The organism is Brasilonema angustatum, from assembly GCF_059505445.1.
This window is the reverse complement of sequence record NZ_JCACKO010000078.1, coordinates 1-23103: the sequence shown is the minus strand read 5'-3', so window position 1 is coordinate 23103 and position 23103 is coordinate 1. Positions and strand designations below refer to the sequence as shown.

General features: G+C 42.4%; 26 protein-coding genes. 8 read left to right on the top strand and 18 right to left on the bottom strand.

Annotation, left to right across the window (positions count from 1 at the left end):
* Positions 1 to 231 precede the first annotated feature (231 nt).
* Together AC5JM2_RS14950 and AC5JM2_RS14945 are read right to left on the bottom strand one after the other, a co-directional pair.
* Complete coding sequence (locus AC5JM2_RS14950) at positions 232 to 567, bottom strand: hypothetical protein (protein WP_495835664.1); 336 nt, start codon at positions 565 to 567, stop codon at positions 232 to 234.
* A gap of 387 nt (positions 568 to 954) precedes the next feature.
* Positions 955 to 1947 (bottom strand): tyrosine-type recombinase/integrase, encoded by a 993-nt coding sequence (locus AC5JM2_RS14945; protein ID WP_495835663.1) that lies wholly within the window; start codon positions 1945 to 1947, stop codon positions 955 to 957.
* Positions 1948 to 2307: 360 nt separating this feature from the next.
* Between AC5JM2_RS14945 and AC5JM2_RS14940 the strand changes: the two genes are divergently transcribed.
* On the top strand, positions 2308 to 3195 hold the full coding sequence (locus AC5JM2_RS14940) for a DUF6615 family protein (protein ID WP_495835662.1): 888 nt from the start codon (positions 2308 to 2310) through the stop codon (positions 3193 to 3195).
* A gap of 55 nt (positions 3196 to 3250) precedes the next feature.
* Here the strand turns inward: AC5JM2_RS14940 and AC5JM2_RS14935 are convergent, their stop codons facing one another.
* A complete protein-coding gene (locus AC5JM2_RS14935) occupies positions 3251 to 4960 on the bottom strand; it encodes a hypothetical protein (RefSeq protein WP_495835661.1) in 1710 nt (569 codons plus the stop codon).
* A gap of 235 nt (positions 4961 to 5195) precedes the next feature.
* Between AC5JM2_RS14935 and AC5JM2_RS14930 the strand changes: the two genes are divergently transcribed.
* Entirely contained in the window at positions 5196 to 5513 is a 318-nt protein-coding gene (locus tag AC5JM2_RS14930; RefSeq protein ID WP_495835660.1) for a hypothetical protein, read from the top strand.
* A gap of 32 nt (positions 5514 to 5545) precedes the next feature.
* Positions 5546 to 5695: a hypothetical protein gene (locus tag AC5JM2_RS14925; RefSeq protein ID WP_495835659.1), complete on the top strand. Its 150-nt coding sequence runs from the start codon at positions 5546 to 5548 to the stop codon at positions 5693 to 5695.
* A 99-nt stretch (positions 5696 to 5794) separates the two neighbouring features.
* Here the strand turns inward: AC5JM2_RS14925 and AC5JM2_RS14920 are convergent, their stop codons facing one another.
* The 14 genes from AC5JM2_RS14920 to AC5JM2_RS14855 form a co-directional block, all read right to left on the bottom strand.
* The gene (locus AC5JM2_RS14920; protein ID WP_495835658.1) at positions 5795 to 6559 is read right to left on the bottom strand and encodes a DNA-directed RNA polymerase subunit alpha C-terminal domain-containing protein; all 765 of its coding nucleotides are present in this window, start codon (positions 6557 to 6559) and stop codon (positions 5795 to 5797) included.
* A gap of 129 nt (positions 6560 to 6688) precedes the next feature.
* Positions 6689 to 8638, bottom strand: coding sequence for a hypothetical protein (locus tag AC5JM2_RS14915; RefSeq protein WP_495835657.1), 1950 nt, complete (start codon positions 8636 to 8638; stop codon positions 6689 to 6691).
* A complete protein-coding gene (locus tag AC5JM2_RS14910) occupies positions 8610 to 9077 on the bottom strand; it encodes a hypothetical protein (RefSeq protein ID WP_495835656.1) in 468 nt (155 codons plus the stop codon). The genes AC5JM2_RS14915 and AC5JM2_RS14910 overlap by 29 nt, the downstream gene beginning before the upstream one ends.
* Positions 9078 to 9132: 55 nt before the next feature.
* On the bottom strand, positions 9133 to 9891 hold the full coding sequence (locus AC5JM2_RS14905; RefSeq protein ID WP_495835655.1) for a hypothetical protein: 759 nt from the start codon (positions 9889 to 9891) through the stop codon (positions 9133 to 9135).
* A 32-nt stretch (positions 9892 to 9923) separates the two neighbouring features.
* Entirely contained in the window at positions 9924 to 10070 is a 147-nt protein-coding gene (locus AC5JM2_RS14900) for a hypothetical protein (RefSeq protein WP_495835654.1), read from the bottom strand.
* On the bottom strand, positions 10063 to 10542 hold the full coding sequence (locus AC5JM2_RS14895; protein ID WP_495835653.1) for a hypothetical protein: 480 nt from the start codon (positions 10540 to 10542) through the stop codon (positions 10063 to 10065). Before AC5JM2_RS14895 ends, AC5JM2_RS14900 begins: the two co-directional genes overlap by 8 nt.
* A gap of 27 nt (positions 10543 to 10569) precedes the next feature.
* Positions 10570 to 11052 (bottom strand): hypothetical protein, encoded by a 483-nt coding sequence (locus AC5JM2_RS14890; protein WP_495835652.1) that lies wholly within the window; start codon positions 11050 to 11052, stop codon positions 10570 to 10572.
* 277 nt (positions 11053 to 11329) lie between these two features.
* Positions 11330 to 11536, bottom strand: coding sequence for a hypothetical protein (locus AC5JM2_RS14885; RefSeq protein WP_495835651.1), 207 nt, complete (start codon positions 11534 to 11536; stop codon positions 11330 to 11332).
* A complete protein-coding gene (locus AC5JM2_RS14880) occupies positions 11529 to 11978 on the bottom strand; it encodes a hypothetical protein (RefSeq protein WP_495835650.1) in 450 nt (149 codons plus the stop codon). Before AC5JM2_RS14880 ends, AC5JM2_RS14885 begins: the two co-directional genes overlap by 8 nt.
* Before the next feature lie 53 nt (positions 11979 to 12031).
* Positions 12032 to 12184 carry a hypothetical protein gene (locus AC5JM2_RS14875; RefSeq protein WP_495835649.1) on the bottom strand — a complete coding sequence of 51 codons (153 nt, stop codon included), beginning with the start codon at positions 12182 to 12184 and terminating at the stop codon, positions 12032 to 12034.
* A complete protein-coding gene (locus AC5JM2_RS14870) occupies positions 12177 to 13445 on the bottom strand; it encodes a hypothetical protein (protein ID WP_495835648.1) in 1269 nt (422 codons plus the stop codon). Before AC5JM2_RS14870 ends, AC5JM2_RS14875 begins: the two co-directional genes overlap by 8 nt.
* A gap of 623 nt (positions 13446 to 14068) precedes the next feature.
* On the bottom strand, positions 14069 to 14356 hold the full coding sequence (locus AC5JM2_RS14865) for a hypothetical protein (protein WP_495835647.1): 288 nt from the start codon (positions 14354 to 14356) through the stop codon (positions 14069 to 14071).
* Between the two features lie 36 nt (positions 14357 to 14392).
* On the bottom strand, positions 14393 to 14689 hold the full coding sequence (locus AC5JM2_RS14860; RefSeq protein ID WP_495835646.1) for a hypothetical protein: 297 nt from the start codon (positions 14687 to 14689) through the stop codon (positions 14393 to 14395).
* Positions 14690 to 14694: 5 nt separating this feature from the next.
* Entirely contained in the window at positions 14695 to 15042 is a 348-nt protein-coding gene (locus AC5JM2_RS14855; protein ID WP_495835645.1) for a hypothetical protein, read from the bottom strand.
* Between the two features lie 67 nt (positions 15043 to 15109).
* Here AC5JM2_RS14855 and AC5JM2_RS14850 point away from each other — a divergent pair, with 67 nt between their 5' ends.
* The 4 genes from AC5JM2_RS14850 (at position 15110) to AC5JM2_RS14835 (ending at position 21725) form a co-directional block, all read left to right on the top strand.
* The gene (locus tag AC5JM2_RS14850; protein WP_495835644.1) at positions 15110 to 15328 is read left to right on the top strand and encodes a hypothetical protein; all 219 of its coding nucleotides are present in this window, start codon (positions 15110 to 15112) and stop codon (positions 15326 to 15328) included.
* Between the two features lie 119 nt (positions 15329 to 15447).
* A complete protein-coding gene (locus AC5JM2_RS14845) occupies positions 15448 to 15738 on the top strand; it encodes a hypothetical protein (RefSeq protein WP_495835643.1) in 291 nt (96 codons plus the stop codon).
* 337 nt (positions 15739 to 16075) lie between these two features.
* Positions 16076 to 19927 (top strand): PriCT-2 domain-containing protein, encoded by a 3852-nt coding sequence (locus AC5JM2_RS14840; RefSeq protein WP_495835642.1) that lies wholly within the window; start codon positions 16076 to 16078, stop codon positions 19925 to 19927.
* Between the two features lie 73 nt (positions 19928 to 20000).
* Positions 20001 to 21725, top strand: a complete 1725-nt coding sequence (locus AC5JM2_RS14835) for a DEAD/DEAH box helicase (protein ID WP_495835641.1) — start codon at positions 20001 to 20003, stop codon at positions 21723 to 21725.
* A gap of 160 nt (positions 21726 to 21885) precedes the next feature.
* Here the strand turns inward: AC5JM2_RS14835 and AC5JM2_RS14830 are convergent, their stop codons facing one another.
* Positions 21886 to 22386 (bottom strand): hypothetical protein, encoded by a 501-nt coding sequence (locus tag AC5JM2_RS14830; protein ID WP_495835640.1) that lies wholly within the window; start codon positions 22384 to 22386, stop codon positions 21886 to 21888.
* Positions 22387 to 22576: 190 nt separating this feature from the next.
* Here AC5JM2_RS14830 and AC5JM2_RS14825 point away from each other — a divergent pair.
* Positions 22577 to 23103 (top strand): hypothetical protein (locus tag AC5JM2_RS14825; RefSeq protein ID WP_495835639.1); only part of this gene is annotated, 527 nt, incomplete at its 3' end.

Genomic DNA, 23103 nt, shown 5'->3' with positions numbered 1-23103 from the left:
CGCGAGATGCAGAGATTCCCCCTGAGACAAAAAATCCAGAAGATAATTTGCTAATTTAACCGTATTTTTGGGGCAGCGGTGGAGGTTCATTCCCCGCTCCTCCCCAAAAATATTGCCGCCACTGATCTGTAACAGATCTTCCTTTACGATCGCGCTTGTTCAGCAGTACGTGCTCAAACCACCTTAGTGGATGTTGACGATGAATCAGGTCTGGATTAGCCTCAGAATTTTTTAATGAGCCATAGCTTGGTGAACAATTTTTATACTTCCAGCAGCACCAGAAATAGCAGCACCAGTAGAACCTGTTGGAACAGCTAAAGTAGCACAATATGGTGCTAGAGCAGCAGCAGGTGGGAAAAGTGTTGTTGCTATAGCGTCAGCAGTCAAACACACTGCTGGAGGTGCTAAGAATATAACGATTGCTTTTGCTGCTTCTTTGGCTAATTCTATTTTAAAGGGTTCTCCTTCAGAAGCAGAGGCAGGACTAGCAAAACTTGTCATTCCAATGACTAGAATCAAAACTAAAACTGCTAATTTACGGATCGCAAAAACTATTGACGAACGCATTCGAGTCAACCTCCTGAATAATTTGTTACCTTCTTTTATGGTGTATTTTCTTTCCAGGATGTTTTCAAATTTACTAAAAAAATTACACTACAGCTACGTAAAGAGCAGGGGGTAAATGAGCAATCGTACAGAAAGTTACGCTAAGGCTGTAACCCTTACTGGATAAGCATTATGCAAATTGATATTTTTTGCAAATCTGGATGTACCAATTAACCTATACTCTTTTTGGTACATCAAACGAGTACGGTACAGCAAGGGTTTCAGACTCTGAAATTTCATAACCTTTAATTGGTACAGTTTTTCTTTCTGGTGATCAATTCCTTAACGTAACTTTCTGCACCACTGCTTATTTCACCCCGAGCACTGCTATCATCGGGACGGAGGAACTTAAAAAATACCATCTGCCAGTAGATCGCTAATCTCACCCTGAGCCTCATTCCGATTGTCATCGTATATCATGACTGTTTCGACTTTCGAGTGACGACTTAATTTTTGGACTTTGCGTATGTTGCCGTCGGTAGCATCCAATGCCGAGGTAATGCTCGAATGCCTTATCCGGTGGGCTGACATCTTCTTGGTAATCCCGGCTAGCTTGCAATATCGCTGTACCAGCTTGCTAATCATATCGCCAGTAAGACCGTGCCCTGTATAGTAAAAATCTAAAGCTACAAACAGAGGTGTGTTCTTACCAGTAAGGGTAGAAGGTTTACGGGTTGCGAGCCAGCACGCGATCGCCTCCGCAGTCGCTTTCGGAATTTCTACACGCTCCTTGCTAGTTCCTTTACCTTTCCCCAAGATCCAAAGCGACCGACTGCCATAGTCAAAGTCTTCTACCAATAGTTTGGAAATTTCGCCTCTTCTCAGGGCATTAGTCCACAACAGCAGGAGAATTGCGAAGTCACGTTTACCACTTTGGGTGTTCCGATCTACAGATGCAAGAACCTTCTTGAACTCCTCCTGAGAAATCCCAGAAGTATCTCGGTAAGACTTCGTTTTTTCTCCTGAAACATCTTCTAAGGCGTAGTTGCAGTGACCGACTTTACGGGCATATTTGGCAAGCGATTTGACGGCAGCTAATCTACGGTTAATGGTCGCTTCTTTCAACCCAGATTTAATTAACAAACCTTTGTACCGGATGACCAGTGCGATCGCCTGCCCCTGGCTTAGACCCAAAAATTCCTTCATTGCTTCTCTCGTAGGTTCTGTCCCAAACATCACCTCGAAAAACATTCGGATATCACCTTGGTAGGCGCGTTTGGTTTCCGCCGATCTCTTGTCCTCCAACAGCATCGCCAATACGTCAATGTCTTCATGCTCTACGACTTGGTTGTTGACCAAAGAAGTTTTAGTAGCTTTAACTATGCTCTTAGTAGTTTTCATATTCAGTATATTGTTATTGATAATGGATATTTTTGATAACGCACCCCTTTTTTGAGAATAAAGTAGTTCAGGCGTACTATGTAAAGGTTGTAGGCTATTTTGGTGAGTGCTCCTGAAACTGACCTCTAATGAGCTAATCCTTTAAGGTAGAATCACCCTGCCCATAAAAAACAAGCCTTTTCCTGGGCATTCTGGAGGCGATTTTTTGAATAAAATTAGAAAACTTTTGCACAGGTAAGCTAATCGTCATTCATTTTTCCAAACTGATTCGCTTGTAGTAAGGGCTTCAGTCCTGGTTTTATGCAACTTAAATGCTCATTAGCTTATCTAGTGCTTTGAGTGATAGAAGAGGGATTACGTATGAACTTGAAAGAGGTTCGGAAAAAACTTTATAATTCGGCTGGATACATTCGTTCCTGGCTCACTAAGCAGCCTGGGGTAAAGGAAGAATCAATTACTGATTGGTTGCTATTTGATGTATCTAACCAATTGCCGAATGTTTTCTACCATGCCTTTACTCGCCATCAAGAAGGTCGTGAAACTGGTGCAGATTGGGAGTGGTGGTTTTTATTTCCTCAAACCTATGTGCGCTTTCGCGTTCAGGCGAAGAAAGTATCTTCAACCAAGGACAATTACCAGGAGATAGCTCGTACTAATAATCATGGGCTACAGATTGAGAAATTGTTGGAAGACTCTGAAAAACCTGATGTTAATGCTATTCCACTTTATGTGCTCTACAGTTCGGTTAGTGACAATGTAAGATGCAATAATCATCAGATTGTTCAAAATGATGGAGTTTTTATTGCAGGGGCACAACAAATTTATGATTTTTTTATTGCAGGTCCCCGCCGAAAAGTTACATCTGCTAAGCTGCTCAAACTTTCCAGCCCATTTTCATGCTTTGCTTGCTGCCCTTTGATTACAGCATATGGCGGATTACAGCGCTATTTAGAGTACTATTTTCAACCTGAAGTTATGCCCGTATCGCAGAAAAGCAACGCTTTCAGAGGTCTTCATGAGCAGCTTCCGGCATATTTATCCTCATTCCTGGAGTATGATGCACCAGTTGATCTGCCTGAGTGGTGGGAAAACGAATTTAAATATCAATTAGAGGATTTCAATGCACTTCTGGTTTATGATTTTCGTAATTACAAACCTTTTGATTTTTCTCGTTTAACCTGCTCTGGTGATTCTTGGAGCCAGGGGGCAACAGATGAATTTCAAGATGGATCAGATATTACATTCTAATTATTCAATTGGAGGGGTAGGAACGATATCAGCCCAGTTGAGCAAAATTTTTTGCTCAAGCAGCTGTACCAGGTTTGCTTAATAAGCAACGTACACGCTGTTTGATGTAATTGGGCAACCAATCCAAATCAGAGAAATCACGAGTTTCATACATGTAATCTTTGATCAACTCAGGTAAATTCTCAATCAGATCTTTTTCAGCTTTGGTGTGTGCAGATGTAGCGGCTTCTTTTATAAGCTTCGGGTCATTGCCGGCGATCGCCCTAATCTCTTCCCAAGTTTTACACTGCAAGATTTCTGACGCGGTAGCTGGCTTAGCTTTTGGTTTGCGAGTCTTTTTCGCTGTTGCAGCTGCGACGGGTGCGGCTATTTCTCCGACTGTTTCGACTGGCTGATACTTTCCGACGTACTTTAGCTCGGTTGTTGGATGCTGCTGTGTCCCCCCTGGTTCAACCACATCTGCAATTCGCCCCAATCGGGTATCAAAGCGGATCTGCGCGATATGTCCTACTTTGCCCGTCGGAGTTTCCACTAAATCATTAATTTCAAAGTAGTGCGGTTGCGTTGGGGGCAATATGGATTCCCTTGCTTCTTGCTCTACCTTGTCGATTAACTTCAGATCAGTAGACCGGTAAGCTTCCTTGCGCCCTTCTGGCAACTTCACTTCAACATAAATCCGACCACCAATGTCTTTGACTTGAAGAACTTCGCATGTGTCACCGGAATAAATTTGTACCAAATCACCTGGTTTTATTTCTGGTTTTTCGGTGTTCAGAACTTCGGCAGTTGGTTCTTGCGTTGTTTTGGCTGGCTCAGGAAAGATAGATGCTCTTGCCTCCTCCTCGACAAATGTACGCTGCTTGTCCCATTCAAATCTAATGGACTTGGGAAGATAGCCCAGGATGCGGTCGTCAAATTCAGATGGGATATTCTGAACGAAAAACCAAACTCTACCAGGGATTTCATTTGGTGGACAAGAGTCGAGTACGGAGGCGATCGCCATCAGGTGGGTATCTAGTTCATCTTCATCTGCCAGTGCTGCTTCAATTTCTTGCACTGTCTCATAGCGTTTTGCTGATTCAATGGCATTGAATATATCTAACTGTCCGTTATCAGCAGTTTCACTCGTAATATCAACAGTAATAGCAGTATTCTGGGTTTGCATCTGCAACTCACGCCAAAAATCAGCCATTTCACTTGGTAGATACTGGTCAAGGTTTTCCCTTACGATTTGGTGAGCAAAGCTAAAAGTATGCACCAACCGGCTTTGAAGACACCATTCCGGTGTATTGCCCAAGTTTGCGGCAATATCTTGCAACTCGCTGCCTATACCAATGTCAAACATGCTTTCGCCAGCTACCAAAAAACTTTCCAAATCATTTGGAAGTTGGTACTGTTCTGCCGCTTTTTCCCACTGCTGTGCATTTTCTATGTAGTGACATCTTTCTTCGTGCAATGCCTCAAAATCCTTGCTGTATCGCGCTGCCAGATTCTCGGCTTCATCTGCTTTGTTGTTAGCCAGGGCTAATTGACGCTTTAGATTGTGGATCTCTTCTTGATGGTCGTCCTTTGTTGCGGGTTGGAACTCTGGAAACAGGTGAGACATCACCTCATCTTCTGCGTTAAGCGTTGCGGCAGATTTTTGAAGTTGTGCGATCGCATCCCTAACAGCTTCTGTCTGCTTCTCCACTGCTCGGTACTCATCTGCCCGTTGCAACAATTCTTTGACTTGGGCTTCGATTGAACTGATTTGAGTAGAAAACATGGTAATCCTTGTAAGTATAAGTTCTTGATTTTCTGACCGCGCTCTAACTTAAGTGCGGTTTTTTCTTGCTAGACACATACTAGCCAAAATAAAAACCATTGCCTAGATTTGACTAGTGCTTTGTCTATTAGTATTTTCGTTGATTCTCTATTGGCTAGATAAGACTAGTTAATGTCTAGTAAAAGAAGCGACTTTCTTGCTAGCATGTGCCTAGTTATTGCTAGATATTAGAAAAATGAGTGAGACAAAAAGTACGGAACGAATACAACTTAATCTTCGGTTTGACGGGCATAAGGAGTTATACGAAGCAGTAAAAACAGAAGCCGCTAGACAGAAGACTAGTATCAACAGTTTTGTTGTAGATGCCCTAAAAGCGGCTTTAGGATGGGAATTAGAGGAAAGTAGTAGTCAAAGTACTAGACTGCCACTAGAGGCGATTCTAGCAGCAGCTAGAGATGAGCTAGTGCCAGAACTAGACACGCTGGTTCAACAGGCGATCGCACCACTAAAAGTAGAGATAGAGGAATTAAAGCGGGGAAAGCCAGTAGCCTAGGGGATGGACCTCCTAGGCAAGAGAGTGATTCATTGATTGAGAGGCGCGATGAGCAAAGCTTACTTGCTGTACGCGATCGCATTCTCGGTGATTTGAAAACTAAGTACAAAGTGGGTAGCCAATCTACAAAACTCCAAGTAGCTAGAGAAGCGTTGAATAAACTTATCGAAGAATTGCAATAATACAATCTGTGTACTAAACAGAAAAACCGCAACATTATACTGTATTGCGGTTTTTTGCTACAAGCATAATTTAAGTAAAAATACTTACAGCGGTTTATTTTAATTTTCTTCGTCGTTTCTTAAAATCAATCCTCTTATTTTTAAAGCTTCAACTATTTCTTCCACTGATTTTATTCCCATACCTCTTATTTCTGATAAATCTTCTTCGGTGTAATCAAGCAAATCTAAAATAGTTACGACTTCTGCTCGTTTTAAACATTTATATGTCCGCTCTGACAGTTGTAATTCCTCAACTCCAATTGAGGAGAATTTTTCAATTGTTGTTGGCAAATTATATATTTTACTCAAATTTTCTAATTTCTCTTTGTCTATATTTTCTGGATTTATATTTATCAATTGTTTTCTTTTTAATGTATGAGTAGTAATTATCTCATAAGCTAATTCTTCGTTTTCAAAAAACTTGCTATTTGTTTTATTTTCATTACTACTTACTATTTCCCATCCATCTATGCCGTATTTATTAAAAAGATTAACAATAAAATTTTTAAAGTCATATTGCTCAAAAAAAGAATAACCAGTCTTGTCATAACTAGAGTAGAAGTTCTCTTTTTTCTGAGCGGATACAACCTTTATGGTTATTTCGTTCTCATAAAAATATTTGTTCTTATTAGATTCATGACTTAGATATTCTTTTGTTATGGTTATTTGAAGATATTCCCATTTCTCAGAAGCGGTTGAAACTTTATTTTCATTAAAAAAATATTCTGTACCAATTTTCCCTAGAGTTTTTGCAATACCGCTAGCAGTACCAATTGCGAAACTTGCCAGCAGATCAGCTGGCAAAAAAGATTCTGATTCTGACATTGTTTAAAAAAAAATGATTTTCATTATAAGCAACAATTTTCAATTTCGCCTCTAAAAAACAAAGACCTCATGATATTAATATGTTACAGGGTCTTTGCTTTTGATCTAGTATAATTACTTACGCTGCAATCAATCCAAAGGATGGGTGAAGGTGTTACCATCAACCCCACCTGTACCAGTGACTTCAATAATTTCCTGCAAAAGTGCCCTAAGATCATCGGCACTTATTTTCTTCCCATTCCATGAGGAGAAAGCACGATTTACGTCACGGATATTGAAGTTGGTACTGTTAGGAAATTTTTCCTTGAGGCGCTCAATGAGTGCGATCGCAATATCAGAAAGTTTCCCTTTTGGTAGCTCTAACCCCAATTCTGACGCCATCTTCTGGACAAACTCTAAGCCCAACTTGTAACGCTGGTCGTCTTCTTCTGTGACATTCCACAGTTCTTTCATGATTTCAGCTAGTGCTGCACCTTGTCCTACCAACTCCCTCAGCTTTGATTTCATTAACTCACCTTTAGGTAACGGCTGTGTTGTTGGCGGATGATGTGGGTTTACCTTGTTGTCTACTGAAGTAGACTTTGGTTGTGCTGAGTCTACCTTGTTGTCTACTGGGGTAGACCAGTGTTGTCTATACTGCTCGTATTCCTCCCTAATGCGATCGCTAATTATCCCCATTTCCCATGCACCATTACTTCCATGAGAGGTAAGGATAATTGGTTCTCCTGATTGTTGACTGAGTTCTGTTAGACCAGGGAAAAGGGCTTTTAAGGTTTCGCGTTGCTTGGACTCTGATATCAGTTGGTGGTTGTTAATGTTCTGACTGATGACTTCATAATTACCGTTTCCGGTTTGGGGGTCTTGACGTGCGAGAAAGAGTAAGTTGCCTGATATCCGCGCACCTTTGGAAGCTACGAAAGGTAAATCCTCAACATTGGGTGAGTGTGAACTGATCCACAATGCATTATTTGACTCGCGACCAACCAAGAACACCGCATTCAGTTGGCTGATGAGCCAATCAATCACCGACGCTTTGCCGTCTGTCTTTTTGTAGGTAAACTCATTGTTGCTGGTGAGGAACTTGTTCTTATACAGTGCCTGGATCTCACCCCAGATGGTCAAGAAGTCATCAATAAATAACCTTCTGGTTTTGGTACTACTGCCAAGTTTCATGTCTTCTACGAACTGCAATATTGCAAGAACTGCCGTCTCTGGTTGTTCCGGAAAACAGAGAACTTCATCTGCTATACCCTCAAAAGCAGTTTTATCCTTTGCCTTGTAAATAATAACTGTGGCGTGGAAGTTCTCACCTAGGCGCTTTTTCATCCTTCCCCAAGCAGTGCCGATGGTCGTCGTTTTTCCTGCACCTGGACTAGATATGAGGATGGATGATTGGGTTAGCGTTCCGAGCTTATCCAAAACCTTAGAACCAACATCTATATAATGTTCACTATTTTCGGGTGTAGGTGGAATTTTCACCTCTGGCTGTTGTGCTTCCAGTTTTTTAACTTCTTGTTCTACCGAACGTTCTTCTTCCTCTGCCTCAATCTCTGCTTGCTTTCTCGCCTCTGCTCTCTGTTGAACAATGTCTTCCACAAGTTCCGGTGAAGCATCCACATACATCTCAGCTGTAGCATCATAAGTCAGCTTGGTATGCAGCTTAATTTGGGCATCTGCTTCTATGGCAGCAATCTGTGTTCTTAAGTCGGATTGAATGGCAGCTTTATTCCGTTCTTCTGTTTCTTGTAGCTGATCGTCTGAGTCGATTTCTTCTCGCTTTCTTAGGGCAGCGTTGCAAGAGGCGATCGCAATAGTGGAAGCCAGCAAACCTAGTACTGATGCTACTAACTTACCTTTACCGTTGCCAGGGATGAAAAATTGATTCAACCTTTGGTCAGGTGATGGAGCATAATCAGTAAGTGTTACAAATGTCTTACACGGTTCTACTCTGTGGTCACAGTACTTGACCCGTCCATCAAAGTAACCGATTGCTGAAAAAGCAGCTGCTCCCGCTGCTAGGACAAAGCTTGTAATTCCAATTGGTAGAGCATTACCGGAAAGGGTTCTGTGATTTATCATCAGCCATCCTCCAGAGTACCAAAAGAATAAAAATTAGAACAATAACACCGAGAATTGCTGCGATCGCAACAATCCAAAGTGGAAGCACTGTATTACCTGTCCATGTTGGGCGAGTCAGGAAAAGCAGCACCCCATCCCAATGACCAGCAATAGTAGAAAGCATCACAGCAAGTCCTGCTAGTCTTCTTAGACTCAAACTTTCTAATGTGGCATCTTGCGGTTTGACCGCTATCAGATATCCGATAATTGATATTTTTGCTATGCCGTAAAAAACCCAAGCTCCTGGAATGATGCGAGGAATGAAAGCAAGAATGGTCCCTCCACTGAAACAGGCGACGTACACGGACCAGTTCCTCAAATTACGGGTTAACTTTGTTTTCTCAGAAGTTTTGATTGGTGCAGGTTCAGGCGATCGCTCTTGAGATGGCGGTAAAAACATTTTGGATTCCCCTAAAAAAATAAACCCCAGATTGACTGGGGCTGTGAACTAGTAATTACTTGCCGCTAAAAAAATCAAAGATTCCACCAAGACCACCACGCTTTTTGTTAGCGTTGGTGGTGACGGTTGTAGATGTAACGTCAATAGTATTTCTTGGATTGCCAGCAGTACCATACTTTATCTTGTCTTTTATTGCCTGCTTGATTTGGCGTTGATCTGCGTTAAACAATTCATTGGCTTCTTGTTGTGCGGGTTTCGCGGCTAACTGCTCCATCTGCTTAGCTTTTCTGATTGCCGCAAGTTGCAAACTGGTATTTAAATCAGCTTCTTCGATATCAAATGCATGTTGCAATTCCGCATCCATTAAGGCGATCGCAGTATCAGACTGTTTCGCCAATTTTTGACGGTTTCTGGTATACCCTTGGTGAGCTAGAAAGATGTCCAGCACCGACTTTTCTATCTTTTCGACACCCTTGAACCCGTCTTTTACTAGACGACCCTTGAACTCGTTAAACGTCACCTGGTTGTCAATGTACGTTTTAAGAAGTTCTTCAATCTCTTTGATGTTGTCAACAAACCACTGGAATTGATTGACTTTATCCCTCATCAACGCTAGGTCATCAGGTGTAAGGCTGGCTAAATTACCCCAATCGATAGCGGGATAATAAGCTTGAAGAATACCAATCTGATCACCACCTAGTCCAAAAGCGCGGATGCCATTGTCTAACCCATTTGCGTTGCTTCCGCTGCTATTATTACCTTTTCCAGTAAACTTTTGAATTACTGATGTTGCAGCTCGTACAATGTTAGTCATAATGCTTAATTGCCCCTCCTTGGGGGCACTGCTTATTTAATGTCGAGTTGGATTTGGAAGTGAATCTGCGGTCTTGTCTGAATAAAAAACTTCGCTGTGGCAGCAAGACCAATTGATAAGCCGAATGCGATTAGTAAGGTGGCGATCGCTGTCTTGCTAGTATCGTTGTCATTATTCATTTAGCAAGTCCCGTGCTTTTCCTATAAGCTCACGCTCTTCTGGAGTTAGCCCCCGATGTAAGCACGCAATACGATCTGCGTATGCTGCTTTTTTCGCCAGTTCTTCGGGAAATCCTTTTGCGATTAATGCATCAGTAAATTCTTCGTGTTCCAATTTTTTCGCATTCCCGACAAGGCATTGTTCAAGTAATCTTCTTACTATCAATCCAGCATCTTCAATGGAAATTCCCTCCAGAATTTTTAAGCATTCCTCAAATTCTTCTTTATCCCAAGTCCAAGACATTTCGAGAATTTCTCTAGAGTGAGCAAGAGGTTCGTCCCACACTTCCGCCAAAGAAGAACTAAATCCTACGTGCTCCTGTTTCCACATGTACGTTGTTAGGGTGATTATCAGAAGCATTTTTTGTTCACGATTTAGATTTTCGAGATCGGAACCGAAACGCTCGCTGAGATTGGAAAAATGCTGACTCATGTTATTTCTTTTAAAAGGTGCAACTGCTTACTTTACAACAAAATGGTGTAATTGATTGATAATTGCTTGCTCTTCCGTTGTGCGATCGCGTACCGGATCTACTTCTTTGAAAATTTCTACTGCCACTGTTGCCAATTCATGAGGGACGCCGTGCTGCACCAATGAATCGGTCATACTTTCAACTGCAGTTTTTAACCTTGCATTCCCCAAGGTGCATTGCTCTTGAAGTGCTGATAATAGCCCCTCTGCTTGAGCAATGGTTAAGTGTTCCAAGATGTCAGCTACCTCTACTACCGCGTCATCTGAGGTAAGGAGGTGCAGTGATGAGTCCTGCCAAGCATCACCTATAGTGTAGTTTTCGCTCATTAGGTCTTGCCCCATCAGAAAATTAGTTAAAAGCACTCGGACTTGGATTTTTTGGGAACGGTCAAGCTGCTCTAGGTAGCAACCGAATCGTTCGACTAATGCATCGATTGTGGCGTCTTGAACAAAAAACGTTATTGGGTGCATGGTAAGTTGTTTGTAATCTTCAATGTGTTTGAAGGGTTGCCAGTGAGCAACCCTTTTGTGTTTTACTCTCCTCGGAGAGATTCAAGATTGGAAGTCAAGCTTATTTGCTCCCAGACAAAATCTTCAACTTTGGAAAGCGGAAGCTTTATAGAAACGCGACGGTTGTTGTTGCGCGATAAAAACTTGTAAAAAAAGGCGTTGTCACCGTCGGTGCGTGAAAAGTGCCATTCGCCAGGATATGAATAAATCAGGTATTTCCTGTTAGGATAAAGACGATTTAGCGCGTACATTCAATTACCTTACCTATGATTATTGGGATATCTGCTCTTGTAACAGTGAGTTCATCTGGAATGATGTAAGTATTGCGTGGAGTTAGTGTTAGTAACCCAAGTGTTTTTAAAGTTGCGAATACCGAGTTTCGTTTTGCCTTGGGTACACCAGCTTTTACCAGGTTAAAGAGTTGAAACGATGTAAGTTTACTCATTAACTCTCCCCACACATGCAGCTAGCACGATAGATCCAGTCGCAACAGATCCAAAGATTGCTGTCAATCCCAAATAGGAACGACTTTGTGATTGAAGATCTGACTCGACACGCAAATTAGTATTAAAAAATTCAGAAGCGCCCCAGTGCCCAAGACTCAAGCACGCGGTCAAACCAGCACAAATAATAGATGTTCCACAAGTAATGGAAAGTGCTTTCAAGATGCGATCGCCTGTAGTTGGTACACGCTGTAATTTCTTCTCTGGCAGAGGAGTGTAGCTGTACCCTTCCGGTAAATCTTCTTTAAGCACCTCTTCACATGCTTCGGCTGCATCACCTAGAAGTATTGATTTGTTAAGGTCGGTGTCGTCAACCTCGCTTCCAACTTCTTTGATGAGTTTGAGTGCGATCGCAACTTTTTCAGATTGATAAATTGATAGCATTGTTTCACTGATAGTTGTTTTGAGCGCCTGGATTTTATTCCAGGCTTTTGTAGTTATGCATTCTCTCTAAGCCGTTCGTTGACGGCTTTTTCTAGCACCTTCCGCAACCAATAGCGGACATTTTGTCCGTCTTGATCCGCAAACAGTTGAATCTGTGGAGCCAAATCAACGGGGATGTTGTAGTTAATTCTTTTTTGTTCAGACACTGGTTTTTGTGTAGATTTTGGTCATTTCGGCTAAAGCAATCAACCCAGGATTGGGGGGAACAATCAAATTTTCTTGAGGAATACTGGACTGCATAAGCGCCTCTTTCACGAATTCCTGAACCGCAGGAACTTCAAAGCCACCGCCACAAAGTACTATTGGATGCTTACGTCCGGCAGTGCTGAGACTTTCAAGTGCAAAAGTTAAAGGTGTATCTCGTATCCAGTTCTTGATAGCAACTTCAAGGGCAGCACCTATCTCTCTTCCATCGGGTGCGATCGCATTAACTGTTCCATTCTCAAATGTTGATGATTCAAGAATCTCTCTTAACTGCGATGGCTTGATTAACCTGGAACTATCACCGTTAGCGACACTTTCAGCAAACTCTCTAATCAATGTGCTGATTCCACCACCACCATTAGGTTTGTGACTTACTCGCTTAGGCAGTTTACCCTGGTTGTTGTATTGGCTCACACAGGCTGTACCAAAACCCACATCAAGGGTGTAAAGCGTTGACCCTTTATCTTGACCGAAAAGCGATGCACCGTAACCTTCTGGGTAGTTTAAGGCAGTCTTCGAGAAAGTCAGGGAGTACTTCACACCATCCACTTTCATCCACTTACAACCTCCTATCCCTGCTTTTAGATCCAGTGGATTAGCGAGGCTTAAGGTTATCAGTTTAATTGACAGTGAACGAGATTTTTCGTTAAAGCCAGTGGATAGATCGTAGAGGTTTGGGAGGGATGCGATCGCGCCAAGTGCCAAAATCGGGAAGTAATCAACTTTATGATTCTCTCCGTCGGACATGGCGGTGAATGGTTTGCCCTGAAGCTTGGCACTGGACCCTACCACCCAATGCTCAACAACGTCTTTCTTCTCTTCATCCTTGCCGCGACTCATGGTAAAAGCTCCCAACTCGCCAAAAGGAGGTGCATCGGTTTGACAGACAACACTGTCAATCACAAGGTTTGTTGTCACCACACCATCGACGATGAGTAGTACCTTAATGCGGCTCCGACCACCATCAAGAATGACGGTTATCTCCTTCTTGGGAACGGTTATGCGTTGCTTTTTGGGCTTGGGTTCCCTCTCTGGTGCAGTGTCTGGTCCAGCCTCTGCTTTAGCCTTTTCTTCATCCAGAATATTGGCAGAATCGGCTGAGTGCGCTGTCTTATCGTTGTTTTCGGTCGTAGTAGCAATCATTTCATCACCTAATCGGGCGTTATTTGGTTCTAAATCGGTCGTTGTTTTTCTTTTAGCCATACCGAACCTCATTTCAGAAACTAGTGGCTTATTTTCGACGCAACTGTCACACTCAGGAGTGTTCCGTATAGCGTTGTATTTTTTACTTCTTAGTACTTTCTTCTGATCCAAAAGGGTGTCGCAGGCTGTCACGCTTCGTGTCACGGCACTGTCACCTTAGAAGGGAGCGACTTTTAGGCATTCCAGGTGAAAAACTATTAAAAGTGTCACGCTTCATGTCACGGGACTGTCACCTTAGATAGGAGGGACTTTCAGGCATTATGTATGTACCTGTCACGAAAAATATAGAAGAAATACTTTTTTATGGTTTGGACTGTTTTTGAGTTCTTATCACAAAAAACGTGACAAAATCCCAAAAGCCTTATACCCGTAAGGTGACACCCCTGTCACGTGCTGTCACGTCATTTATGACCTTTTGCTTACCGTAGATTGATGAAAACGCTGTGATTCATTGCTAGAGCCTGTCACGGCTGTCATAAATGCTGTCACGTCAGTTATGACCGTTTGCTTACCGTAGATTAGCCGCTCTGACACGATAAATACGGTTAAAAATGCGTAACATATGTTGTTTTGTACGGGGAGAAAAGGCACTGCAACTATGTGACACTTGCGATAAATATTTTTTAGATACAACGATATGCTTGCATCAAGTGTGCAGTGCAAAAGCTTGCAAGGCTTATCAATTCCATCTCATCAGATACATCCCTGAAGCCCGGAAGTAAACCAAATCCATCTTCTGTAATGCCCTTTATGTCTACTCCTAGCTCTTCCAAGGTGTCTCCAAGAGTCTGTCCCTGACGGATCGCATCGGCTATTGAGTGAAGCAGAGATGCAGTTTCAAGGTAGTTGAGATTTGGGATTAGTTGTGAAACTTCTTTCAGAGTTATGACGCTTTCATCTGTTATGAACATCGCTTCTGTCCTTTCGGGTGCGTAGTGTTTTCAGTACTAATTTTGTAGCGGTTGATATTTGTCGGGGTTTGGCGAGGTTTGCTCAAACATTTGATAGGAAAGCAGGTTGAAACAGTTAAGCCCCATCTGCAAATTAAAGATATCCTCTTGATCCGCTTTAGCCAGAATGTTTAGCAGCTCATCAAACTCATCTTGCGGAATCGTGACAATTCCCAACCAGTTGTCTACTGGATTAGCGTGGTACTCTTTGAGCGCTTCTATAAAGTATGAGCAGTGCCAATCGTCTCCGGCTTGCACGCGAACCATAAAAGCTAGCTGATTTTTGGTGAACATAACTGTTAATCTCCGACTGCTGGCATTAATAGGATTTGGGCTTTTTTCTGGTTTGTGTTCCCCTTGGCAACCTGCGCAAGTGCCTTAGCCAAACTTGCCACTATATTGCAACGCTCGTATGTACCTTCAGAGTCAATGCAGTCGAGTAATTCGGTGATGGCGTAGGCGATCGCATCAATCAGCACGTCACACTCTTCCAAATGCGCTAGGGCTTCTGCTTTAGCTGCATTGGCTAAAACTTCAGCTAGTTCGCGCACTGGGTAAATGAGACTTTCATAATCTCCATCATCTACATTGGCGATCGCAGTTAATCCTGCTAACGTTCCATCAATCAGAATGTTGTATTTGTCCATATGGTTCTTTGGTTGGTAGCAGCCACTGTTTTATGGCTGTTGCCAACCGTTTAAGGTTGGTTTCGCAGTGATGGGCTTCAGGTGCGGCGTACCATCTTTCAGCGTTGCGATCGCTGCCTGGTTTTTACTAGCTCTACCAAGAAACTATGCATTGGTTTTTCAAGGTTCTGTAGACAAGCGCAAAATTCACCATCACAGCACTGGATTCCTTCTCCTGACTGCGTTTGGCTTGTTTTTTGCTCATGAATCTAATATATCACTTGAGTCTAATTTGGGGCATATTTGAGTCATTTGATGATGTTATGGGGTTGTAGAGCTTCAATCATCACAACTTATACTCAAAGTAGACCCATATCAGACTCACGTAGTGCATCATAGAAAGAGTAAGAATATTTTGTAGAAAACATGCCAAAAGCAACTGACCGGCAATACATAAATTATTTAGGTGAATATTACGATGATTGCCTAGAAATAGAATCTGTTTTGAAAAACCGTCCCAAGTCAGCAGAGGCAGCATCGTTGCTCAGCTCGAAGCTTCAAGAAAGAGAGGTGAGGCGCAATGCAATGGTGCAATACCTCGCTGATAAGAGAGGTATTTCTTTTAAAGAGATGTGGCAGCAGTTGCTAAAAAAAGAGTATTCACCGATGACTCCAGAAGAGTTCGCACAGCTCGAAATTGTTGACGAGGGTAGTTGACATTACTTTTGCTAATCCGAAAACCTATTCTCGGAAATAATGTCATCTAAGTGGAAACACCCAATTTGCGAAAAATCCTTTCTTTTTTCAAAAAATAATTTCTAGAAAGTGATAAATGTTGTACTTATAAAGGCTATAAATTAAAAAGGGAGGCTGATTTGCTGATCAACACCTCCGCTCGCTGAATCAAGTGCCTTTCGGTCACTTAAAAAGCTTTTTACTTTCAATTTGTTCTTTCACGATAGCAGCTTTTTTAGATTTTTCAAAGGTCATCCAGCGACGGAATCAGCAAAAAATAATGCCTCCAAGTTAACCCTACTCAACCTTGGAGGCATTCATGCTTGATAAAAAAAATTCTGATACACAAATTGTATCACGGGATAATACAAAACGCCAAATCCGTTACGCCGTAAACACTTGCGGAAAAGATAAGGGATGGGATTTTAAGCTTTTAACCAAAAACTTCATCGATAAAGAAGGCACCGTAGAAGATATCCAACACGACATAAGCAGCGGTTATGCCCTGCTTGGGGGCCTTCTAGGCGGTAAATCTCGCAGCAAAACCAATGTTATTGGTTCAAATTTAATTTTGCTGGATATTGATAACAGCGCTCCTTTGCGGGACGAATCGGGGAATCCAGTCAAAGATGAAAATGGAAAAATAAAGACGACTTACACTGGCGAATTAACCCTAGAGGCAGCATTTGCTCATCCCTTCATTAAAAAATACTGTGCGCTGATCTACACTACCGCCAGTCACAGACCAGAATGGCATAAATTCCGGCTTGTGTTTGTGCTTCCAGAGTACTTAGAAGGTGCGGATGCGGTAGAAGCATGTACACGCTTTTTAATGCAGCATTTACCACATGATCCGGCGTGCAAAGACGCAAGTCGTGTATTTTATGGAAATAGTAAGGCAGAATTTCCGTTAGTGCAACCTGGTGTGACGTTGCCCGTGGAATGGGTGCAGCAAGCGCGGGGAATAGCCTTACAAGAACGGATTGAGCATGAAGCAAGGACAAAAGCCCTTGAGGCACGCAAGGCAGAATTTCGTACCAGAACTGAGAATCAGGGATGGGATACGTATCAGCTGATTCAAAAAGCGCTCTCTTATATTCCACCGCGCAATCCCGGATCAAACAATTATGATGAATGCCGTCAAGTCCTGATGGCACTGGCGGACTACTGTGGACCAGCAGAAGCAGAAGCTTTAGCGGAAGAATGGTCACCAAGTATAAAAAATACTACTTGGAATATTGCTCGAAAAATCCGAAGTTTTAAGCGTGGCGGGACTTCACTCGGTACATTGTTTCACATTGCGAAACAATATGGCTTCAGGTTTCCAGAACAAAAACAATATACTTGGGAGCCAAAAGAAGACTTTAGTCAGAGAGCAAAGGACCAGGAGCAGTTCGAGGAACATTGCCAGATCCACGCAGAACAACAACAAGAAGAATCGCTGAAATCTTCCTTTATTAATCGTTTAGGGCGACTGAGGAAATTTTTAAACCGCACTCGCCGATTTAACGGTTTCGGCGAAGCACCAGAGGTTAAACAAAAAAAACAGGTAGATTCTGGAATTATTGAGTTTGAAGAAGGGCAGCATCAACAAACTATAGAAAAATTGGCTCAACAAGCCAAAGAAACTGGGAAAACCCTGATTGTACTCGACAATAGCGAAGGAGGCACCGGAAAGTCTCAAAAAGCTGGCGAATTGACCCCAAAAGGATTGAGTGTGGATACCGTATTCTATACTAGTCCCAGCCACCGGAACCCCACTGTCGCGGGAATTGAAGTAAACTATATCGATCTGCCAGTACGGAATGATGGCATGGTAGCGGAGAGTGACAAAAAAACGCCGCTGGGCAATGATTATATTCGTCATCCACGCAGGGGAGAAACTCCAAATATAGGGGGAAATTGTTTCCACGCTGGTAAATTCACCAATTACGCTGGGAAAGGTTACCACGGAGAAACCTCGTTGTCAGGTAGTCACAATCCCATCTGCCGCTCTGCTTGCTCAAACTACCTTTCTTGCGCTGGTATTGGAAATTTGCCTAAAGTTGCAGGTAGTACATTCCTCCAAGACCGTAGAAATGCATTGTCTGGTAAGAAAATTCGAGGATCACTAGATTCTCTGCCTGACGTTGCCAAAATGCAGGTTGTAAAAGAGGAGCTTGCATTATTGTTGCAGGGGAAAATAGAGCTGCACCGCGTGGCAATCGTCGTGGACGAGATGACACAATTCAAAATACATGATCAGACAGAAGCAGACTTAAAAGATTTTGACACGGCTTGGATGTACTTACAAAGCCAAATCCATAAAAGCTGGTCCCTTACCGCAGAATTAAATACTGAGAAAGACCAGATTGGGAACGAGATTGACCAAAGGCAGACAGCAGTTTTTGAACTAGAATCCCAAATTACCGCAACTCACATCCAGGGAAGTTTGTCCATTCCTGGCTTCAACACTATTGACCCAAATCTCAAAATAATCCGAGATTTAGAAGTAGAAGTTCTTATTTTAAAGGGACAAATTGCTGACCTATTGGATCAACAGGCTGAGATTGAAAATCAAATTACAGAAACACAGCAGTGGATTACAGGATTGCCAGAAGCGCTGGCAACTTTAGAACCAATCATCTTTACTCTACGCCAAGTCTTAAGCGGAGAAGAAAATATTACATCAGAAAGCCGTTTCGGCTGGACGGAGGCGATGATTAGAGAAAAACTCGGTGATCTACTCAACGATCATGCTAAGGAGGCTTTAGAAATTGTTCGTAAGTTCTCCCCAAATTTGGAGAACTTGTTAAAAGAAGCTGATAGCGTAACCTTAGATAGAATGTCGCCCCAAGACCGAAAAGGGAGTGCTGCTGCTTTAAAATTCGCTCGTAAGGCGATGCAAAAGGAAGCAGATAAAAATAACCGAGATGCGATCGCGAACCTACCAAGTAATTGCATTGTCCCAGTTTTAGACATTTTGTTAGACCAACAGGACGGGTCCTTCCGCATCGCATACGGAAACCTAACCATCTACACAAAAAACAACCGTCATCGTGACCAACTAAAGCAAGCAGATTTTACCCTAGTTCTTGATGGAACGGAAACCAGAGAATCTCTGGCTAAGAAGCTTGAGTGTGATCCAAGTGAGATTGTTGTTATCCGACAAAAAACAAAATCTTATAAGAACCTTAAAATCATCCAAATCACAGGGATGGGGTTATTAGGGAGCGATCGCAGTGAAACCGCAAAGCAGCGAGTTGCAGCTGTGGGTGCAGCTATCAAAGAAAAATACGGTTGCAACAACGTAGGGATTATCGACCATAAGAAAGCATTAGATCCAGGGGAAGAATCAGAAGCTGGTTACTGGCATCACGACAACCGTGGCAGTAACAGATACAAGGAGAAAACAGCTTTACTGACGATAGGGACGCCGTTTCAGAACATCGGTCACCTCCAAATGCTGTACACGACGATGACAGGCGATTGCAATCCTGCAAAAGGTAATCCTGCTTTTGATGCTTTCGTTCAGGAGTTTGTAGAAAATGAGATGCAGCAAGGAGGATGGCGTCTCAGAAGCACAAGAAGATTGGATGAGCGATTATACTGGTACATTGCCAGCGATGCGGATCTATCTTATCTAAAGGAAAGATTCCCTGATGCCGAATTTGAAATAATTCCAGCATTTAAAATTACTCCAGAAGCTGGTAGCACCGGTGAGCGGATGAACTGGTCAATCCTGCAAGCCTTCAAAACCTTAGAAGAAACAAAGCAAAAAATTACCACTGGTGCGATCGCCAAAATAGTTGGTTGCAACAGGAGCAGGATATCTCAGATTGCCAATGAAGTCGCTGGTGGGTTTGCCAGCTTCCGAAAAGTGTTAATTTCCCTATTAAGTTCTCTATATAGGACTGTTAACACTTTGGCTGAGCCATTAACCGAAGACGAACAGTTCGCAGCAAAGACGTACTTACCCCTACTACTGGAAGAAAATACCCTAGACCCAACCGAACTGGTAAAAGAAGTGGTTGCGATCGCCTCAACTCTTGGCTGGAAATCATTTTCTTGTATTTTGGCAGCACTGAACCCGCACCACAGAGCAAAGTTATTAGGTAACATGCTTATCTTCTTGCCCGAAGAATGGCACAAAGAACTGCTAGAAATTTCGATTCCGGCGATCGCAACTTGAGTCAAAAGAGATAATTTTTATCCCTTATGTCACTAAGGGGTGGTCGCCACATTGTCGTTTTTATCTAAAAATTATGAAACTCAGAAAATATCAAAAAAAAATTATTGCAGATACGTATCGCTTCCTCAAGATGGGACTAAAATCCATCCTGGTTTATGCCCCGACAGGTGCAGGTAAGACCGTAATGGCATCGCAAATGATTGCAGATGCTGTTAACAAAGGACGATGTGTTTTGTTCCTGGTTCATCGTACAAAACTAGCTTTTCAAACCGTTAACACTTTAAAAAGCGCGTATGGCATAGATGCTGGTATCATTTGGGCTGACTATCCCAAGACCCCAGATGCACCAGTGCAAATTGCGATGATCCAAACTCTGCAAAATCGGGATTTACCAGAAGACATTAAGTTCGTAGTTCTAGACGAGTGTCATACCACCGCTTACTACAAGATAGTTCAAAAAGTGTTTGACACCTATAGCGGTGGCATCCTTCCGCTTTCCCCTTGTTACTTTGTCGGGTTGAGCGGTTCGCCCTGGCGATCTAAAAGTAAGGAAGGGTTTTGCCAATTCTTCCAGGCAGTTGTCCAAGCGCCTGGAACAGAAGAATTGATCAGAATGGGTCATTTGGTGACGGCACGTCACTTTGGCTGGAATGGGCTGGCTGATTTTTCACAGTTGGATTTTGGATCTAACGGCGATTTTACCGAAAAATCCATGCAAAAAGTGTGTGATGCCAAGTTGAACGCCGAAATAGTCAACCGTTTTTTAGAACACTGTCCAGATCGAAAACCAATCGCCTTTTGCGCTTCTGTTTTGCAAGCTTATGACTTGTCGAAGCAGTTTAACGATGCCGGAATCGTCGCAGAAACAGTAGTAGGTGAGATTCCAGAGGATTCTAGAGATCCAATTTATGAGCGATTCAAGCTCGGAAAAACACAACTGATGTCGAGCGTTGGTTGCTTGACAGAAGGATTTGATGAAACCTCCTGTGATGCTGTGATACTTGCCCGTCCAGTTGGGTCCCTCCCTCTTTTGACCCAGATGTGCGGACGTGCCCTGCGACTACATGAAGGAAAAAGTGACGCTATGCTGTTGGACTTTTGCGAAAATTTCAAGCGCCAGGGGTTAATTACTAAAAGTCATCCTATAAGCTTGTGCCCCAAGAATAAACCGTCTTTTACTCCAACCAAGGAATGTCCCCAATGTCATGCGAGCGTTCCTGTGTTCGCTAAAATTTGCCCAGAATGTGGATATGAGTTTTCGGGTGAGGAAGAAAGCTTAGATCCCCCCTCTTACGCCGATGTTGCCTTCGGAGAATTACTATCAGAAGAGCAGAAAGAACAATGCACCTACCTTAGATCTCAATTGCAACGTGCTTACAAAAAAGAAAGAGACATTGGAAGAGTCAGCTTCTTGTTTCATCGTAAATTCAACTTTATGCCCCCCGAACATTGGTATGAAGATGCTATTTTTAGAAGGGGAAAGCACGCCCATGAACAGCAGCGCAAAGCTGATATTGAGGTTTTCAAAAAATATTTAAAACAGAGTCGTCTAGGTGCTCCTAAGCCTTGGTTGCTTGACATGCTACGTCGAGAATTTGGGAGAAGATACTTTGATATAAATCCGGTGCGATGGTGGGATATTCTCTCTGTTGAGGTTGGGTGTGATTGGGAAACCATAAAGTCAGCATATGTTGAGAAAATCTCCGACGTGCAAGACCAGGAAGCAGCAGCATTGCTTAACTTTTGCTTGGAAGAAGCACGAGAGTTCGCTGCAATCATGAACATTAAAATTGCCTAAATAGGCAATAAAAAAGCCACTTTCATCTTTTAAGATGAAAGTGGCTTGCTTGTTCTGGAGATAAGTTTAACTGGCTGTGATAGAATTATAGTATTGAAAACTGTTATAAAAATTCTAAAAGAAAAAGCCAGCCCTACGCGCGTTTAGGGGCTGGCTTTTTCTATTGAAGTCGTTCTAAATCTTGCAACTTAATGAACATTTTTTCTTTGGATTTGTATAGCTTGATATCATCTGGCACCTGAAACCATTCGGGTAAATCTGTCACCTTTACACAGCTTTTCTTGTTTATTTTATAAACTTTTAAAGCTAAGATATCAATCTTTTGATGCTCATTTTTTGCTAAATTTTGAACTTCTTCAATACTCTCGTCAAGTGTAGATTCATCAGCAAGAGTTCCGGGTTCTGTTACTGATTCCTCTACTACCGCAAGAGCTATATTTTCTTCTTCTTGTAGTACTTCCGTTGAATGTGTTGACTGCTCAACTTCAGTTACTACTACTAATTCCTTTGTGATCAATTCTTCTGTTGCTTGCGCTTCTGTAGGCGCTTCTGTTGTTGTTGGCGCACCTTCAATAATCTCTTCCTTAATTGGGGTAGCCAACCAACACAGAGATATTAAAATGATGCAAAATAGTATAATTGCAAATAGCATTGATTCCATTTTACGAATTCCTTTATGTAGTTTGAAAGCACATTGAAGCGTGTGCTTTCTTTGTATACATATATAATACATCATGATACGTAGGAATTCAAGTATTTATACTTAAAACTACTTCTTTTATCCTGTTTCCGGGCGATTTTGACGTTATCAGCGCTAAAATTGACGTATTAAAGCATTATTTTTAACATTTATGACTAAAAGTTTTAATTCTTTACAGTTGAATGCAATAGAATTGCTTGCCGGCGGCGCTAGCGAGGTGGAAGTTTGTAATCAAGTGAAGCGCTCAAAATCCTGGTTACAAAGGTGCAAAAGAGATGAAAATTTCATCCTGGCAGTGGAACAAGCAAAAGCGCGAAATCAGGTTGTTTTGCAGCAAGCTTTGGACGAATCGAAAAAAAAACAGACGCAACAGCAAGTGGCTGAATGGGCTGAGCGACGTGAAGAAATCAGAAGATTAGAGTGGGATTGCGCAAACAAACTTTTTGCAAAAAGCCTTGAAATTCTCGCTCTCCCACTAGAAAAGACCCGATATTCTTTGGCTGACGCTCACAGTTTGGCAGACTCTGCTTCAAAGCTCAGCAGAAAAGCAGCTGAGCTTTGGGATAAAGACCTAAATGCAGCGATCGCACTTGTTCAGCAATATGGCTACGAAATACGGGATGCGCGAGATGCAGAGATTCCCCCTGAGACAAAAAATCCAGAAGATAATTTGCTAAT